This is a genomic window from Curtobacterium sp. YR515 (assembly GCF_900113095.1).
In the GTDB taxonomy this organism is placed as follows: domain Bacteria; phylum Actinomycetota; class Actinomycetes; order Actinomycetales; family Microbacteriaceae; genus Curtobacterium.
The window spans coordinates 669,041-684,955 of sequence record NZ_FOOD01000002.1; the positions used below are offsets into that span (position 1 = coordinate 669,041).

17 protein-coding genes are annotated in these 15,915 nt (G+C 72.4%); 12 read left to right on the forward strand and 5 right to left on the reverse strand.

What is annotated here, in order from left to right; translation table 11 throughout:
* Positions 1–45: 45 nt before the first annotated feature.
* Positions 46–1,383 carry a uracil-xanthine permease family protein gene (locus BM028_RS07990; protein WP_092385731.1) on the reverse strand — a complete coding sequence of 446 codons (1,338 nt, stop codon included), beginning with the start codon at positions 1,381–1,383 and terminating at the stop codon, positions 46–48.
* 101 nt (positions 1,384–1,484) lie between these two features.
* Here BM028_RS07990 and BM028_RS07995 point away from each other — a divergent pair, with 101 nt between their 5' ends.
* From BM028_RS07995 to BM028_RS08005, 3 genes are read left to right on the forward strand one after another with little or no spacing between them, the layout of a single operon-like run.
* Positions 1,485–2,900 (forward strand): hypothetical protein, encoded by a 1,416-nt coding sequence (locus tag BM028_RS07995; RefSeq protein ID WP_092385733.1) that lies wholly within the window; start codon positions 1,485–1,487, stop codon positions 2,898–2,900.
* Between the two features lie 39 nt (positions 2,901–2,939).
* On the forward strand, positions 2,940–4,904 hold the full coding sequence (locus BM028_RS08000; protein WP_092385735.1) for a M13 family metallopeptidase: 1,965 nt from the start codon (positions 2,940–2,942) through the stop codon (positions 4,902–4,904).
* Entirely contained in the window at positions 4,904–5,860 is a 957-nt protein-coding gene (locus tag BM028_RS08005; RefSeq protein ID WP_071294319.1) for a serine hydrolase, read from the forward strand. Before BM028_RS08000 ends, BM028_RS08005 begins: the two co-directional genes overlap by 1 nt.
* A 78-nt stretch (positions 5,861–5,938) precedes the next feature.
* Here the strand turns inward: BM028_RS08005 and BM028_RS08010 are convergent, their stop codons facing one another.
* Positions 5,939–6,355, reverse strand: coding sequence for a GNAT family N-acetyltransferase (locus tag BM028_RS08010; RefSeq protein WP_092385737.1), 417 nt, complete (start codon positions 6,353–6,355; stop codon positions 5,939–5,941).
* Positions 6,356–6,374: 19 nt separating this feature from the next.
* The gene (locus BM028_RS08015) at positions 6,375–7,070 is read right to left on the reverse strand and encodes a DUF4232 domain-containing protein (protein WP_092385739.1); all 696 of its coding nucleotides are present in this window, start codon (positions 7,068–7,070) and stop codon (positions 6,375–6,377) included.
* A gap of 103 nt (positions 7,071–7,173) precedes the next feature.
* Here BM028_RS08015 and BM028_RS08020 point away from each other — a divergent pair, with 103 nt between their 5' ends.
* Complete coding sequence (locus BM028_RS08020; protein ID WP_071294322.1) at positions 7,174–7,449, forward strand: hypothetical protein; 276 nt, start codon at positions 7,174–7,176, stop codon at positions 7,447–7,449.
* Position 7,450: 1 nt separating this feature from the next.
* Here BM028_RS08020 and BM028_RS08025 read toward each other — a convergent pair whose 3' ends face one another.
* Together BM028_RS08025 and BM028_RS08030 are read right to left on the reverse strand one after the other, a co-directional pair.
* Positions 7,451–7,882, reverse strand: coding sequence for an NUDIX hydrolase (locus BM028_RS08025; RefSeq protein WP_302847571.1), 432 nt, complete (start codon positions 7,880–7,882; stop codon positions 7,451–7,453).
* The gene (locus BM028_RS08030) at positions 7,879–9,201 is read right to left on the reverse strand and encodes a glutamyl-tRNA reductase (protein WP_071294366.1); all 1,323 of its coding nucleotides are present in this window, start codon (positions 9,199–9,201) and stop codon (positions 7,879–7,881) included. Before BM028_RS08030 ends, BM028_RS08025 begins: the two co-directional genes overlap by 4 nt.
* A gap of 90 nt (positions 9,202–9,291) precedes the next feature.
* Here BM028_RS08030 and hemE point away from each other — a divergent pair, with 90 nt between their 5' ends.
* The 8 genes from hemE (at position 9,292) to hemC (ending at position 15,842) form a co-directional block, all read left to right on the forward strand.
* Positions 9,292–10,416 (forward strand): uroporphyrinogen decarboxylase, encoded by a 1,125-nt coding sequence (gene hemE / locus BM028_RS08035; RefSeq protein WP_254789460.1) that lies wholly within the window; start codon positions 9,292–9,294, stop codon positions 10,414–10,416.
* On the forward strand, positions 10,413–11,762 hold the full coding sequence (locus BM028_RS08040) for a protoporphyrinogen/coproporphyrinogen oxidase (protein ID WP_254789463.1): 1,350 nt from the start codon (positions 10,413–10,415) through the stop codon (positions 11,760–11,762). Before hemE ends, BM028_RS08040 begins: the two co-directional genes overlap by 4 nt.
* 98 nt (positions 11,763–11,860) lie before the next feature.
* On the forward strand, positions 11,861–12,115 hold the full coding sequence (locus tag BM028_RS08045; protein WP_070417359.1) for a hypothetical protein: 255 nt from the start codon (positions 11,861–11,863) through the stop codon (positions 12,113–12,115).
* The gene (locus BM028_RS08050; RefSeq protein ID WP_071294325.1) at positions 12,112–12,570 is read left to right on the forward strand and encodes a phage holin family protein; all 459 of its coding nucleotides are present in this window, start codon (positions 12,112–12,114) and stop codon (positions 12,568–12,570) included. Before BM028_RS08045 ends, BM028_RS08050 begins: the two co-directional genes overlap by 4 nt.
* A gap of 43 nt (positions 12,571–12,613) precedes the next feature.
* Positions 12,614–12,844 (forward strand): DUF3618 domain-containing protein, encoded by a 231-nt coding sequence (locus BM028_RS08055; RefSeq protein WP_070417357.1) that lies wholly within the window; start codon positions 12,614–12,616, stop codon positions 12,842–12,844.
* Positions 12,845–12,901: 57 nt separating this feature from the next.
* Positions 12,902–13,627 carry a hydrogen peroxide-dependent heme synthase gene (hemQ, locus tag BM028_RS08060; RefSeq protein ID WP_175496021.1) on the forward strand — a complete coding sequence of 242 codons (726 nt, stop codon included), beginning with the start codon at positions 12,902–12,904 and terminating at the stop codon, positions 13,625–13,627.
* Complete coding sequence (locus tag BM028_RS08065; protein WP_441294441.1) at positions 13,624–14,859, forward strand: ferrochelatase; 1,236 nt, start codon at positions 13,624–13,626, stop codon at positions 14,857–14,859. The genes hemQ and BM028_RS08065 overlap by 4 nt, the downstream gene beginning before the upstream one ends.
* Positions 14,856–15,842 (forward strand): hydroxymethylbilane synthase, encoded by a 987-nt coding sequence (gene hemC / locus BM028_RS08070; RefSeq protein WP_092385743.1) that lies wholly within the window; start codon positions 14,856–14,858, stop codon positions 15,840–15,842. Before BM028_RS08065 ends, hemC begins: the two co-directional genes overlap by 4 nt.
* The last annotated feature ends 73 nt before the right edge of the window (positions 15,843–15,915 follow it).

Sequence of the window (15,915 nt, forward strand, 5' to 3'; positions counted from 1 at the left end):
GCGGGTCGGCGCCGACCCGCGCCTCCCGTCAGGCGGGTGCTCGCGTCAGTCGGCGCGCGGTTCGGCGGGGACCCCGCCGGTGGCGGCGTGGGCCGCGTCCGGCACCTCGGGCGTCGCCTCGTCGGTCCCGCGGGCACGGCCCACGAGGTCCATCACGTGGTAGACCACGATCGCCGCGACCGTGCCGAGGATGATCCCGCCGAAGCTCGCCTGACCGAACGAGAACGTGAAGTCGGCGATGCCGATGATGAGCGCGATGCCCGCGGTCAGCTGGTTCTTCGGCTTCGCGAAGTCGACGCGGTTCTCCACCCAGATCCGGATGCCGATGACGCCGATGAGCCCGTAGAGCGCGGTGGTCGCTCCGCCGAGGACCCCCGGCGGGACGGACGAGATGACGGCGCCCACCTTGGGGGAGAGGCCGAGCAGGACGGCCACGATCGCGGCCACCCAGTACGCCGCGGTCGAGAAGACCCGGGTGGCGGCCATCACGCCGATGTTCTCGCCGTAGGTGGTCGTCGCCGAGCCGCCGCCGACGCCCGCGAGGACGGTGGAGATGCCGTCGGCGAAGAGTGCTCGCCCGGTGAGCGGGGTGAGGTCACGACCGGTGAGCTGTCCGACGCCCTTCACGTGGCCGACGTTCTCGGCGATGAGCGCGAGGACGACCGGCACGAACGCCAGGTAGATCGCGAGCTGCGACGGGTCGAACGCGGGCGCGGTGAACTCGGGCAGACCGATCCAGGCGGCCTTGCCGACGGCGTCGAACGAGACCTCGCCGGCGATCAGTGCCGCCACGTAGCCGACGACCACGCCGATGACGATCGACAGGCGTCCGATGAGGCCCTTGAGGAGCACGGTCACGAGGATGATCGCGGCGAGGGTGATCACCGCGACGACCGGGGCCTTCGTGAAGTTGTCGCGGGCGGCCGGGGCGAGGTTGAAGCCGATGAGGGCCACGATCGCGCCGGAGACCACCGGCGGCATGAGGCGGTCGATCCACCCGGCGCCGGCCAGGTGCACCACGGCGCCGACGGCCGCGAGGAGCACCCCGACGACGATGATCCCCGACAGCGCCAGCGGGATGCCGCCGATCTTCGTCGCGGCGGCGATCGGGGCGATGAACGCGAAGGACGACCCGAGGTAGCTCGGCAGCCGGTTGCCGGTGATGAGCAGGAACAGGATCGTGCCGATGCCGCTGAAGAGCAGCGTCGTCGCCGGCGGGAAGCCGGTGAGCAGCGGCACGAGGAAGGTCGCGCCGAACATCGCCACGACGTGCTGCACGCCGAGGCCGATCGTCCGGCCCCAGGTGAGGCGCTCGTCCGGCGCGACGATCGTCGTCGCGGAGACGGTCGCGCCGTCCCCGTGCAGCTTCCACGGAAGTCCCATGGGGTCGACGCTAGCGGCAGTCCACCGCTCGTGACGATCCCGCCGGGGATGTCCGTCGACTCGTATATGGTGTGTGACGTACCACACGAGGAGCGCTGCCCATGTCGAAGTCCGTCCGATCCACCCCACTCCGGCGGATCGCCGCCTGGTGCGCCGCGCTCGCCGTGGCGTTCTCGCCCGTCGTCGGCCTGAGCGGCGCCGTCGCCGCGCCGGCCCACGCGCGGACGGCCCCCGCGGCGGACTTCACCGCGCAGGTCCGCTCGATCGAGCACGCCACCGGACGCGTCGAGCTGGCCGGGACCGGACCCACGGGCGGCAGCGTCGCGATCGCGGTCGACGGCGCCGACACCGTCTGGACCGAGGTCCGCGACGGCGTGTGGAGCGCCGGACTCCGGGTCGGCCCCGGACCCCGCGTGGTGCACGTGACGTCGCAGGTGACCGGCGAGACGGTCGACCTGCCCGTCGAGGTGCTCGGGCTGCTCCCGCCGACGTGGGTCCCGACGATCGATCCGTTCACCCGCACCATCACGCTCGAGGGCAGCGGGGTGAGCCGTCCGGCACGCTACGTCGTCACCGACGACGGCGAACCCGTCGCGGACGTCGTCGCCGAAGCCGGTGCGCCCTGGCGCGCGGTCCTGCGCGACCGCGCCCCCGGCCGACACGACATCGTGGTGGAGCGCGTGTTCGACGGCACGGTCAACGGCATCGGCCGGGACTCGTACGAGCTCTCCGGAGCGGCCGAGGTCGGCACCGCCTCGGCCTCCCGCGAGACCCGGCGCACCACCCTCGCCGGACGGGCGCCGGTCGGCACGACGCTCCGGTTCGCGGACGCGTCCGGGCCGGTCCTCGGTGCCGACGGCGAACCCCTCGTCGCCACCACCTCGACCGACACCACCTGGCGCGCGGAGCTGCCCTTCCCCGAGACCGTCAGGTTCCACCGGATCACGGTCACGACGTTCGACGACGGGACACCGATCGGGACGACGGACGCCCTGGTCACCGTGCCGATCGCGATCACCGGCTCGGTCGAGGAGCTCGCCGACGGCTCCGTGCGACTCTCCGGCACCGGCGAGCCCGGCGGCGTGGTGGCGCTCGAGACCGCGAGCGGGACGCCGGTGGACGGAGCCGACGGCCGACCGATCACCGCCGCGATCGGTCGCGGCTGGGAACTCGTCGTCCCGCGCGCGACGCTGCCCGGGGACGTCGTGGTCGCCCGGCAGCGGGTGCAGGGGGTCGAGCAGGGTGCTCTCCGACTCGTGCTGCCGAGGCTCCCGGTCCGCCCCGCACCCGAGCACGGTGACGGTCCCGGCGCGGGTCCCGGCGTCTCCACCGGCAACCACCGGGCCGCACCGCAGGTCACCGCGGGCCGGATCACCGCCGTGCCCACCGGGCGGCTCGCCTACACGGGCGACGACCCCTCGGTCTCGCTCGGCGTCGCCGGGGTGCTCCTCGCAGCGGGGCTCGGCGGGCTCGCGGGAGCGCGGGCACTCGGGCGCCGGGGTGCCCACCGTGGCTGACACCGCTCGATCAGGGCGACGGTGGCTATCGTTGACCGCATGACCGACGTCGCAAGCACCTCCGGGATCCACACCGACGAGCTGGACGCCACGGTCCGCCCGCAGGACGACCTGTACCGCCACGTGAACGGCTCGTGGATCGCATCGACGCCGATCCCCGACGACAAGGCACGGTACGGCTCGTTCACGGTGTTGGCCGAGGCCGCCGAGATCGCCGTGCGGGACATCATCGAGCGCTCCCAGCAGGCCGCGCCCGGCACCGAGGACCGCAAGGTCGGCGACCTCTTCACCTCCTTCACCGACGAGGACCGGCTCGAGGCCCTGGGCACCGCGCCGATCGAGCCCCTGCTCGCCGAGATCGCCGCCGTGGACTCGGTCGACGACGTCATCCGCATGGTCGGACGCTTCGAGCGCCTCGGCCTGCCGAGCTTCCTGCAGCTCTTCGTCGACAACGACCCGGGCGACCCGGAGTCCTACGTGGTCTTCCTCGAACAGTCCGGCCTCGGGCTGCCCGACGAGTCGTACTACCGCGAGGACCGCTTCGCCGACATCCGCACGAAGTACCGCGAGTTCGTCGCCGCGATGTTCCCGCTCGCCGGCTTCGAGGACGGCGGCGACCGCACCGAGCACGTCATCGCCCTCGAGACCGCACTGGCGTCGAAGCACTGGGACAACGTCACCACCCGCGACAGCCAGAAGACCTACAACAAGCTGCCGTGGGCCGAGGTCGCGGCGCTCGCCGACGGCATCGACCTCCGCCTCTGGTGGGAAGCGATCGACGCGCCGGCCGGCGCCTTCGAGACCGTCGTCGTCCGCGAACCGTCGTTCGTGACCGGTCTGGCGGAGCTGCTCCGCGACCAGCCGTTGGACGTCTGGAAGGACTGGCTGCGCTGGCAGGTGATCCGCGCCTCCGCGGCCTACCTGACGAGCGCCTTCTCGGCGACGAACTTCTCGTTCTACGGCACCGCGCTCACCGGTGCGCCCAAGCAGCGCGAGCGCTGGAAGCGCGGGGTCTCGCTGGTCGAGGGGGCCATGGGCGAGGCGGTCGGCCGCATCTACGTGCAGGAGCACTTCGACGAGACCTCGAAGGCGACGATGGACGACCTCGTCGCGAACCTGGTCGAGGCCTACCGGCAGAGCATCACCGCCCTCGACTGGATGACCGACGAGACGCGTGCTCGGGCCCTCGACAAGCTCGACAAGTTCACGCCGAAGATCGGGTACCCGGTCAAGTGGCGGGACTACTCCGCGCTGCCGGTGTCCGCCGACGACCTCATCGGCAACGTCCGTGCCGTCGCGAGCTTCCAGGTCGACCGCGAGCTCGGCAAGATCGGCAAGCCGATCGACCGCGACGAGTGGTTCATGACCCCGCAGACGATCAACGCGTACTACAACCCCGGGTTCAACGAGATCGTGTTCCCGGCGGCGATCCTGCAGTTCCCGTTCTTCGAGGCCGGGCGTGACGCCGCCGCGAACTACGGCGCGATCGGTGCCGTCATCGGGCACGAGATCGGGCACGGCTTCGACGACCAGGGCTCCCAGTACGACGGCGACGGCCGGCTCGAGAACTGGTGGACCGAGGCGGACCGCACCGCGTTCGAGGAGCGCACCAAGGCGCTCATCGCGCAGTACGACGCGCTCGTCCCGACCGAGGTCCCGGACGGCCACGTCAACGGCGCCCTGACGATCGGCGAGAACATCGGCGACCTCGGCGGGCTGTCGATCGCGTGGAAGGCGTACCTGCTGTCCCTCGACGGGCAGGAGCCGCCGGTGGTCGACGGCCTCACCGGTGCCGAGCGCTTCTTCCTCAGCTGGGCGCAGGCCTGGCGGATGGCGATCCGTCCGGAGGAAGCCGCCCGTCTGCTGAGCATCGACCCGCACTCGCCGACCGAGTTCCGCTGCAACCAGGTGGTCCGCAACATCGACGTCTACTACGACACCTTCGGCGTGACCGAGCGGGACGCGATGTACCTCGACCCGGCCGAGCGCGTCTCGATCTGGTGATGGCCGAGCCGGACGCGGCTCCGTCGTCGGAGCCGGGAGCGGCTCGCCGGTCGCGGCGACGGCAGCATGCCGGCGGGGCTGACGGGCGTGCTCGCGGGCGGCACCGCGGTGGTGCCGACGACCGGTTCGCCGCGACGCTGCAGGCGCTCGGCGCCATCGCCCGGGACGGCGCGTCCGTCAGCGCCTCGGTGATCGACACCTCGACGGGCAAGGCCCTGCTGGCCGTGGACGACACGCTCGTCCAACCGGTGGCGAGCCTCGGCCGCGTGCTGCTCCTCGTCGAGGTCGCGGCGCGGCTCGAGGACGGCGGGCTGCACGGCGACCGGCTCCAGCGCATGGCGCGCGACACCGCGACCGGTGCCGGGCTCTGGCAGTTCCTGCAGGAGCCGACCATGCAGGTGTCCGACCTGGCGACCCTCGTCGGTGCCGGTGCGGACGCCTGGGCGATGAACGCGCTGCTCTCGACCGTCGGCATCGACGCCGTCCGCGAGCGCGCCGAGTCGCTCGGGATCGAACGGACCGCCCTCATCGACCGGGTGCGGGACCGTCGCGGGCCGGACGACGCTCCGGACGCCTCGGTCGCGCCGACGGGCGAGCTCGCCTGGCTCATGCGGGGCCTGGCACTCGGCGAGGTCGTCGACGAGGCGGTGTCGAACCGGGTGCTCGGATGGCTGTCCCTCGCGTCCGACCTCAGCCTCGTCGCGGGGTCGTTCGGGCTGGACCCGCTCGCGCACCGGGCACTGGACCACGGGTTGCAGGTCGTCTCGGCGACCGGGTCGAGCACGGGCGTGCGGGCCGAGGCCGGGATCCTGCGCGGGCCCGGGTCGTCGGTGAGCTACGCCGTCACGGTGACGTTCGACGACGATTCGCTGCAGCGGCGGCTGGCGGTCATCGACGCCCTGCGGACGATGGGTACCGAGGTGCTCGAGACGGTGCACGAGCCCGCGGCACGCTGAGCGTACCCTCACGCTCGTGACCGAGTACCTGATCTCCTTCGACGAGGGCACGATGGTGTTCCCCGTGAGCGACTCCGGTCAGCGGAGCAGGACGAACGAGCGGAGCGGAGTCGGCACGACGTCGTGCACCTCGACGAAGCCCCGCGACTCGTAGAACGCCCGCTGCCCCGGTTCGGCATCGGTCGTCAGCACGGTCTGGCGCACGTGTGCGTACCGATCGAGGACACCGTCGAGCAGGGCCCCGCCGATGCCGGCCCGGTGGTGCTCGGGTGCGACGAGGACGTCCTGCACGTACACGATCGTCACGCCGTCGGACACGGTCCGGATCAGCCCGACGAGCGAGCCCGTCGTGTCCCGGGCGGTCAGCACGAGGTGGGACCCGAGGACCGCGGCGACGAGGTTCTCGGGGTCCCGCGTGTACGCCGTCCACCCGACGTCGCGGTACAGCGCCAGGAGTTCGTCCCCGCCCGGTCGTTCCTCCGCGATCACCACCACGGTCCCATCGTGGCAGACGTCAGTCGGCGGCCTGCCCCGCGGGGACGAAGGCCTGCACGTCGAGTTCCGTCACGTCCTCCGACCGGCACGCGGCGAACGCGGTGTACGGGACGAACAGGGACGCCTTCGACCCGGGCGGGTACACCCGGAAGCCGTCTGGCGAGGTGGGGTCGCACGTCGACTCCGGGTAGTTCTCCGAGTTCGTGACCTTGAGCGGTGCCACGGCCTCCTGCCCGGAGGCCAGCGTGACGGTCGGGTGGGGCGCCGCACGGTCGAGCGTCGCCGCGTTGCCGATCTGCGTGCCGTTCGTGTCGCCGACGAAGGACACCCCCGGCCAGCCCTGCAGCGTGCACGTCGACGACCCGGTGTTCCGCAGGACGAGGTGGACGTACGTGCTGCCGGCAGCGCCACCGCTGCCGGCCTCGATGCTCCCGGCGAGCGAGGACGTCGCGCACGCCGAGGACCCAGCGCCCGAGGACCCTGCACCCGAGGAACCACCCGAGGAACCACCGGACGATCCGCCCGACGCGCTCGGCGACGACGCCGAGCCGGACGACGCGGACGTGGGCGTCGGTACCGAGGTCGGTGTCGCCGTGACGGTCTCCGTCGTCGTGGCCGACGGGGTCGTGGTGCCGCCCGACGAGCAGCCGGCGAGCAGACCGACGGCGACGATGCCGACGGCCACGAGCAGTGGGGAACCAGCGCGACGTTGCATGAGCCAACGCAACCACCGCCCCGGGGTACACGACTCGGGTGGCGCCCAGCCACCCCGAGGACACTCCAGGGCACGCGCCAGCGCACGAGCAACGGAGGTCGACATGGCAGGCAAGCACGAACAGGCACGCGGCGACGAGGGCCGGTCGGACGGCGTCGAGCCCCGTGCCGGGTCCTTCACGGACAGCGAGATCCCGGGCGAGCCCCCCGTCGCGTCGAACGAGCCCGCGGGCGAGTTCGTCTCGAGCGACATCCCCGGCGAGACCCGTCCCGAGGGCGGCGACGGCGAGGGCGAGTACGTCGAGTCGGACATCCCCGGCGAGGCCGAGCCCACCCCGGACGGCGAGGTCGGGCACTACACCGACCGCGACCAGGTCTGACCTAGTCGATCAGCTCCGCCGCCACGAGGCGGCGGAGCGTCTCCACGCCCGCCGGCGGGCACCGGTCCGCATCCGCGGAGGTGACCCACTCGACCTCGTCGACCTCTGCCGAGGCGACCGGCATGGCGGAGTCGAGCGCGCCTCCTGGACGAGCAAGGAACAGCGCCATCGCGACCATCGTGCCCGGGGCCTGCCCGTGCGCCGGTTCGGTGACGGTGCCGAACGGCTCGACGTCGTCGGCGGTCAGCCGCAGGCCGGTCTCCTCGAAGGCTTCGCGGACGACGGCCTCGACGTCGCTCTCGTGCGGCTCCGCCTTGCCCCCGGGCAGGTACAGGACGTCGCGCATCCGCGCGCGCACCATGAGCACGCGGCGGTCGCGCACCAGCAGCAGCGCACTGACACGCAGGGTCGCGGGGTGGCCCTGGAGGCTCAGCTCGCGTCCGCCTCGTCGGTGCGGTCGCGGTCGATCCGCTCGGGCGCGGTGCGCTCCGCGAGCGGCACGACCGGCGACGGCAGCTCCGCCTCGGGCTCGGGACGGACACCGAAGAGGGCGTCGAGCGCCCCGACGAACTCCTCGCCGCGACCGGCGCGACCGAGTTCGCGAGCGCGCACCGAGGGACGGTGGAGCAGGACGCCGACGAGGTGCCGCAGGGCGCGCTCGGTCTGCTCGGCCGAGGCGTCGTCGCCGTCCGCACGACGCTTCGCGCGGTCGATCTCGTCGTCGAGGATGTCGAAGACGTGCTTGCGGAAGGCCACGAGCGCGGGCGTCGTCGACTGCTCGAGGGCCTGGGCGCGGAAGCGGGACACGGCGTCCTCGACCATCGCGCGGGCCTCGGACTCGGCGTTCAGCTCGGCGATCGGGGCGTGGATGCTGATGGTCTCGAGGTCGAGCAGTTCGACGCCGTCGACGTCGGCCGCGTCGGGGTCGACGTTGCGGGGGAGTCCGAGGTCGATGACGATGCGCCGGACGCCGTCGTCGAGGTCGGCCGGTTCGACGACCGGGACCTCGCTCGAGGTGCAGGTGATCACGACGTCGCTCGAACCGATGGCCTGGCGGAGGTCGTGCGCGGCGACGAGGTCGTGCTTCGCGGCGAACCACGGCGCCCGGCCGGAGGGGGAGAAGACCTGGATGGTGTCGGCGCCGCGGTCGCGCAGGGCGGCGATGGTCGTCGCAGCGTAGCTGCCGGTGCCGATCAGGAGCACGCGGGTCCGGCCCCAGTCGGTCACGCGGGAGGACGCGAGCTCGAGGCCGAGCCGCACGAGTGACCGGCCGGCAGCGCCGATGCGGGTGCGGGTCTTGACGCCGCGGGAGGTGTGCGCGGCTTCCTGGAAGAGCCGCTCGAGGTCCGAGGTGGTGGTGCCGTTCGAGCGGGCGTCCTCGAGCGAGCGGCGGACCTGCCCGGAGATCTCGGTCTCGCCGACGACGACGGACTCGAGGCCGCTCGAGACGGCGAAGAGGTGCTGCACGACGTCCTTGCCGCCGAGCACGTTGACGGACCGGAGGACCTCGGCGGGGTCGAGGTCGCTCGCGGTGGCGACGGCGTCGACGGTGGCCGAGACGGCGGAGTCGCGGTCGTCGCCGGCGATGTCGAGGTAGGCCTCGAAGCGGTTGCACGTGGCGAGGACGACGGCCCCGTCCAGCACGTCGGAGTCCGTCACGAGACGGCTCGCGGCGGTCGGTGCGCCGATGCTCAGTCGCTCCAGGAGATCGAAGCTGGCGTTGCGATGCGACGCCGTGAGACAGATGAGCACGTCTTCCATGGTAACTCGCGTTGCGCCCGGCTCCCGTTCCCATCGTGCGTGCTCGGGATACGTTCCGTTCGCCGATGGGAGAATCGTGCGGTGACCGACGCATCCACGACCGCCCTCCCCGCCTCGCACCCGCTCGTCTCCGGGCGGACGTCGGGCTCGCCCCTCGTCCGGGCACTCCGCGGCGACCGGCCGGAGACCCTGCCGGTGTGGTTCATGCGTCAGGCCGGCCGGTCCCTGCCGGAGTACCGCGAACTGCGCGTCGGCACGGCCATGCTCGACGCCTGCCTCGACCCGGCGATGGCGTCGGAGATCACGCTGCAGCCGGTCCGCCGGCACGGGGTCGACGCCGGCATCTTCTTCAGCGACATCGTCGTGCCGATCAAGCTCGCGGGTGTCGACGTCGAGATCGTCCCCGGGCGCGGGCCGGTGCTGGCGTCCCCGATCCGCACCCCGGCCGACGTCGACGCGCTGGGCCAGCTCGACGCGACTGCCCTCGCCCCGATCACGGACGCCGTGGCGCGCACGGTCGAGCAGCTCGGCGACACCCCGCTCATCGGGTTCGCCGGGGCGCCCTTCACGCTCGCGGCCTACCTGGTCGAGGGCGGACCGTCGAAGGACCACATCCGCGCCCGGACGCTCATGCACTCGGACCCGGAGACCTGGTCGCGCCTGCTGGCCTGGGCCGCCGGGGTGTCGGGGGCGTTCCTCCGGGCACAGGTGCTCGCCGGGGCCTCCGCCGCACAGCTCTTCGACTCGTGGGTGGGCTCGCTCTCCCGCGAGGACTACGTCACCCGCGTCGCACCGCACTCGGCCGACGCCCTGGCCCACGTCGCCGACCTCGGCGTCCCGCGCATCCACTTCGGCGTCGGCAGCGGCGAGGTCCTGCACGACATGACGACCTTCGGCACGGACCGGGTCGGCGTCGACGCGGTCGGCGTCGACTGGCGGCTGCCGCTCGACGAGGCCGTGCGCCGGGTCGGCACCGGGGTCACCGTGCAGGGCAACATCGACCCGGCGATGCTCTCCGCCCCGTGGGAGGTGCTCGAGGCCCACGTGCGCGACGTCGTCCGCCGCGGTGGTGCGGCGCGGGCGCACGTCGTCAACCTCGGGCACGGTGTGCCGCCGGAGACCGACCCGACCGTGCTCACCCGCATCGTGGCCCTCGTCCACGAGCTCGGGGACGGGACGGCCGCGGCGACCGGAGTGCGGGCGTGACCGACGTCGTCGTGGTCGGCGGCGGGGTCGCCGGACTCGTCGCGGCGCGGGACCTGGCGAAGGGCGGCGCGCACGTCGTCCTCGTCGAGGGCTCCGGCGTGCTCGGCGGCATGGTCCGTCGGCACACCGTCGCGGGACTCGACCTCGACATGGCGGCGGACTCGTTCGCGACCCGCAACGACGCCGTCGGCCGGCTGGCGATCGAACTCGGCCTCGGCAACGAGGTCACCACGCCGGACCCGCGCGGTGCGTGGCTGATGACCCGCGACGGCCGGACGGCCCCGATCCCGCAGACCGGACTGCTCGGGATCCCGGGGAGCCCGATGGCGGCCGACGTCCTCGCGGTGGTCGGGCAGAAGGCGGCGCTCCGGGCGCAGATGGACTCCTTGCTGCCGTCCCTCGTCGGGTCGAAGGCGCCGTCGCTCGGCGAGCTGGTCCGGAAGCGCATGGGCGAGCAGGTCCTCGACGACCTGGTGGTGCCGATCGTCGCCGGCGTGCACTCGACGCACCCGGACGACCTCGACCCGGACCGGGTGGCTCCCGGGCTCCGGGCGGCGCTGCTGCGCGAGGGCTCCCTCGCCCGCGCGGTCCTCGCACTCCGGGCCCGCGCGACGGCCGGGTCCGCCGTGCAGGGCATCCGCGGCGGCACCGTGCGGCTCGTCGACGAGCTCGTGGCCGACATGGAGACCTACCGCGTCGACGTCCGCCTGCACACCCGGGCCACCGCGATCGAGGAGCACGCCGTCGAGGTCCGCACCGACGACGGCGAGACCGAGCGACTGGTGGCCGAGCACGTCCTCGCCTCGACGGCGGACCCCGCCCGCACGGCCGGTCCCGTGCGCACGGGCATCGAGCTCGTGACGCTCGTGGTCGACCAGCACGAACTCGACGCGGCGCCGCGGGGTACCGGGATGCTCGTGCACCCGGACGCACCCGGGGTCCGGGCGAAGGCGATCACGCACGCGACGGTGAAGTGGCCGTGGCTGGCCGAGGCGGCCGGGGGCCGGCACGTCCTGCGGCTGAGCTACGCGACGACGGACACGGGGGTCGCGGGGATCACCCCGGGAGCCGCGGCCGACGCGGTCGAGACCGGGAGGAGCCTCCAGGTCGACCCGTACGACGCGATCGGTACCCGCGCCGCTCAGGACGCCTCCGCCCTGCTCGGCGTGCCGATCGCGCCGTCCGCCGTGGTCGGTGCCGCACGTGTCCGGTGGCACGGTCCGGACACGACCGCCGCGGGGCTCGCCGACGGGGTCGTCGGGATCGGTGAGGCATCGACGGGCCGGGGGCTGGCCGGCATCGTCGCGGCCGCACGGACCGCCGCTGAGCACATCCTGGATTCCTGAGCGGACCGCACACTGGGAGAGGGCTACTGTTGCAGGAACGCCGGACGTATTCCGTTCGGCGCATGACCACGCACACTGACCCAACGGAGGAATCGCACATGCGAGGCAAGCTCCTGTTCGTCGCCGGCGCCGCTCTCGGGTACGTCCTGGGATCGCGAGCCGGACGGGCGCGGTACGAGCAGATCAAGACCGTCAGCGGCAAGATCTGGAACAGCAACGGCGTCCAGAAGGGCGTCCACGTCGCCGAGGAATTCATCGCCGACAAGACCCCCGACGTCGCCGAGTTCGTCGGTGAGCAGACGAAGAAGGTCGTCCGCAAGGTCGGGCAGAAGAAGGACAGCCAGGCCTCATGACAGACACCCGCGACCGCAAGCCGCGTTCGCTGTTCGGCCTGGTCGGCGACGTCCCCAAGCTCGTCAAGGAGCTGGTGACGGGTGAGCTGAACCTGCTCAAGGCCGAGATGCTGACGAAGGCGAAGATCTTCGGCCTCGCCGCGGGTCTGCTCGTGGGCGCGCTCGTCATCGTCCTGTACGCGATCGGCGTGCTGCTGACCGCCGCCGTCATGGGGCTCGCGACCGTGATGCCCGCGTGGCTCGCAGCGCTCGTGATCGCCGTCGTGATGCTCATCGTCGCCGGCATCCTCGGCCTGCTCGGCTGGAAGCGCCTGAAGAAGGGGCTCCCGATCACGCCGAAGCGCACCATCGACAGCGTGAAGAACGACGTCAACGCGGTGAAGGGCCTCGGCAAGAAGCCGACCCCGCCGACCCAGTACGGCACCCGCAAGCCCGACGTCGGCGGCCGCTTCTAGCGACGACCGCCCCGTCCACCACCCCACACCCCGGAGGACCCACGTGACCGATCAGCACGACGACCTGGCCGACCGCGTCGCGTCGACCCGCGCCCAGCTGTTCGACACCCTCGACGCGATCGAGGACAAGCTCAACGTCCCGAAGCAGATCGGCATCGCCGCGTCGAAGGTCAAGCGCGGGATCGACGAGAAGCCGGTGCCGTACCTGGCCGGGCTCGCAGCGGGCGTGGCAGTGGTCGGGGGTATCGTCGTAGCGGTGCTCCGACGGCGGTAGCGCTCGCCGTCGAAAGGGGAGCGGCGTCACCTTTGTGACCGATAGGACAATGGACACATGAGTTCCACCGTGCCCACGCACGACGCACACGAGACCTCCCCCGACGGCATCGACCCCAACATGCTGACGGCCTACGCCCTGTGGGCCGTCTTCCGCCGTTCGCTCGGCCCGATCCACACGGTCGGCGACGATGCGGTGGCCGAGCTCGACGCCGTCATCGCCGCCGCTGCCGAGCGCGGCGTGATGATCCGCGGCTTCTACGACGTGTCCGGCTTCCGCGCCGACGCCGACGTGATGGTCTGGCTGCACGGCGACGACGCGCAGGCGATCCAGGCGGTGCTCCGCGAGATCCGCCGCACCGCGCTCTTCCAGGACGCCGAACCGGTGTGGCACGCCATGGCGATGCACCGCGAAGCCGAGTTCAACAAGCGGCACACGCCCGCCTTCCTGCGCGGCAAGGAGCCAGAGGCCTGGATCACGGTCTACCCGTTCGTCCGGTCCTACGAGTGGTACCTCCTGCCGGAAGAGGAGCGCTCGAAGATGCTCCGCGACCACGGCATCGCCGGCGCGAAGTACCGCCGCGTGCTGACGAACACGATCGCCACCTTCGCGCTGAGCGACTACGAGTGGATCCTGCCGCTCGAGAGCCCGGACCTCGTCGACCTCGTCGACCTCATGCGCGACCTGCGCTACACCGAAGCCCGCATGCACGTGCGGGAAGAGGTGCCCTTCTTCACCGGTCGTCGCGTGACGACCACCGAGCTGCCGGAGGTGCTCTCGTGACCGACACCAGCATGATCACGAACGGTCAGGCCGTCCTCGCCGCGACCCCCGCGGCCGCCGACGGTCCCGAGCACGTCGAGGTCCCGGTCGCGTACGACGCGATCCTGCTCGCCGGCTTCGGCGGACCCGAGGGCCAGGACGACGTCATCCCGTTCCTGCGCAACGTCACCCGGGGCCGTGGCATCCCGGACGAGCGCCTCGAAGAGGTCGCCCACCACTACCGGCACTTCGGCGGCGTCAGCCCGATCAACGCGCAGAACCGTGCGCTCAAGGCCGCGCTCGAGGCCGAGCTGGCCTCGCGCGGCATCGACATGCCGGTCCTCTGGGGCAACCGCAACTGGGAGCCCTACCTCGAAGAGGCCTTCACCGAGGCGGCCGACAAGGGCTACAACAAGCTCATCGCGATCGCCACGAGCGCCTACTCGTCGTTCTCGAGCTGCCGCCAGTACCGCGAGGACTACGCCCGCGTGCTCTCCGAGACCGGTCTGATCGACACCATCCAGATCGACAAGGTCCGGCAGTTCTTCGACCACCCGGGCTTCGTCCGCCCGTTCGTGGACGGCGTCCGTGACGGCATGGCGCGTGCGATCGCCGAGAACGACGGCCTCGACGTCGCGACCGAGCTGCACGTGCTGTTCTCGACGCACTCGATCCCGTCGACCGACGCCGCCAAGTCCGGCCCGGACTACCGGGGCTTCGACGAGCACGGCGCGTACGAGGCCCAGCACCTCGCCGTCGCGCAGGTCGTCCTCGACCAGGCGTGGGCGGAGCTGCTCGAGCAGCCCGAGCACGCGTCGCTCCGCGGCACCAGCACGCCGCCGTGGAAGCTCGTCTACCAGTCGCGCTCGGGCCCCCCGACGCAGCCGTGGCTCGAGCCCGACATCAACGACTACATGAACGAGGAGCTCAAGGACGGCCCGACCCGCGCCGTGCTCATCGTCCCGCTCGGCTTCGTGAGCGACCACATGGAGGTCATGTGGGACCTCGACGAAGAGGCCACCGAGACCGCTCAGGAGCTCGGCTTCTGGTCGGTGCGCACGCAGACCCCGGGTGTCGACCCGGCCTACGTCTCCGGTCTGGTGGACCTCGTCCTCGAGCGTGTCAACGGCACCCCGACGAGCGAGCGCCCGCACCTGACCGACCTCGGTCCCTGGTACGACGTCTGCCGTCCGGGGTGCTGCGAGAACGTGCGCGCCGGGTTCAAGCCCGCCGCGGCCGGACTCGCCCCGTGACCGACGCGTCCGCGCCGACCGGCAGCCCCGACGGCCCGGCCCCGATCCGGCTCGGCACCCGTGCCAGCCGGCTCGCGGTCGCCCAGTCGCAGGACGTCGCCGACCGCTTGGCGACGGCGTCCGGTCGACCGGTCGAGCTCGTCACGGTCACGAGCGAGGGCGACACGAACCGCGCCTCCCTCGCGAGCCTCGGCGGCACGGGCGTGTTCGCCAGCGCGCTCCGCCAAGCACTCGTCGCGGGCGAGGTCGACGTCCTCGTGCACTCCCTCAAGGACCTCCCGACCGCGCCGTACCCGGGGCTGACGATCGCCGCGGTGCCGAAGCGTGCCGACGCCCGAGACGTCCTGGTCGCCCGGAACGCTGCGACCATCGAGACCCTGCCCGAGGGCGCGAAGGTCGGGACGGGTTCGCCCCGCCGCGTCGCGCAGCTCAAGGCCAAGCGTCCCGACCTCGACGTGGTGGACATCCGCGGCAACATCGACACCCGCCTCGGACGCGTCGATGACGACCTCGACGCGGTGGTCCTCGCCGCCGCCGGCCTGACGCGCATCGACCGGCTCGACGCGGCGACCGAACTGCTCGACCTCGGCTTCTGGCCGAGCGCCCCCGGGCAGGGAGCGCTCGCGATCGAGACCCGCGCGGACGAGACAGACCGGAACCTCCTCGCGGCCCTGCGGAAGATCGAGCACGCGCCGACCCGACTGACCGTGTCCGCCGAGCGCGAGGTGCTCGCGAAGCTCGAGGCCGGGTGCTCCGCCCCGATCGGTGCCACCGCGATCGTCGACGCCGAGATGCTCCTCGTCTCCGCGACGGTCTACCGGCCCGACGGCTCCGAGTACCGCACCGCATCGCACGCCGCCGTGCTCGACGGCTCCGGACAGGACCGCCTGACCGAGGCGCTCGAGCTCGGTGGCCGGGTCGCCGCCGAACTGCTCGAGAACGGTGCGGCCGACCTGGCGGACCTCGCGACCTCGGCGGAGTAGGCGGTCGCCACGCACCCCGACGTCAGCACCGCGGACGCGGCACGGCAGCCGGTCGTCCTGGTCCCGCGCGGCG

Coding starts and splice junctions, on each gene's coding strand:
- BM028_RS08050 (WP_071294325.1), top strand. CDS start 12,112: ATGACAGACACCCGCGACCGCAAGCCGCGTTCGCTGTTCGGCCTGGTC.
- BM028_RS08045 (WP_070417359.1), top strand. CDS start 11,861: ATGCGAGGCAAGCTCCTGTTCGTCGCCGGCGCCGCTCTCGGGTACGTC.
- BM028_RS07995 (WP_092385733.1), top strand. CDS start 1,485: ATGTCGAAGTCCGTCCGATCCACCCCACTCCGGCGGATCGCCGCCTGG.
- BM028_RS07990 (WP_092385731.1), bottom strand. CDS start 1,383: ATGGGACTTCCGTGGAAGCTGCACGGGGACGGCGCGACCGTCTCCGCG.
- BM028_RS08000 (WP_092385735.1), top strand. CDS start 2,940: ATGACCGACGTCGCAAGCACCTCCGGGATCCACACCGACGAGCTGGAC.
- BM028_RS08015 (WP_092385739.1), bottom strand. CDS start 7,070: ATGCAACGTCGCGCTGGTTCCCCACTGCTCGTGGCCGTCGGCATCGTC.
- BM028_RS08005 (WP_071294319.1), top strand. CDS start 4,904: ATGGCCGAGCCGGACGCGGCTCCGTCGTCGGAGCCGGGAGCGGCTCGC.
- BM028_RS08020 (WP_071294322.1), top strand. CDS start 7,174: ATGGCAGGCAAGCACGAACAGGCACGCGGCGACGAGGGCCGGTCGGAC.
- hemQ (WP_175496021.1), top strand. CDS start 12,902: ATGAGTTCCACCGTGCCCACGCACGACGCACACGAGACCTCCCCCGAC.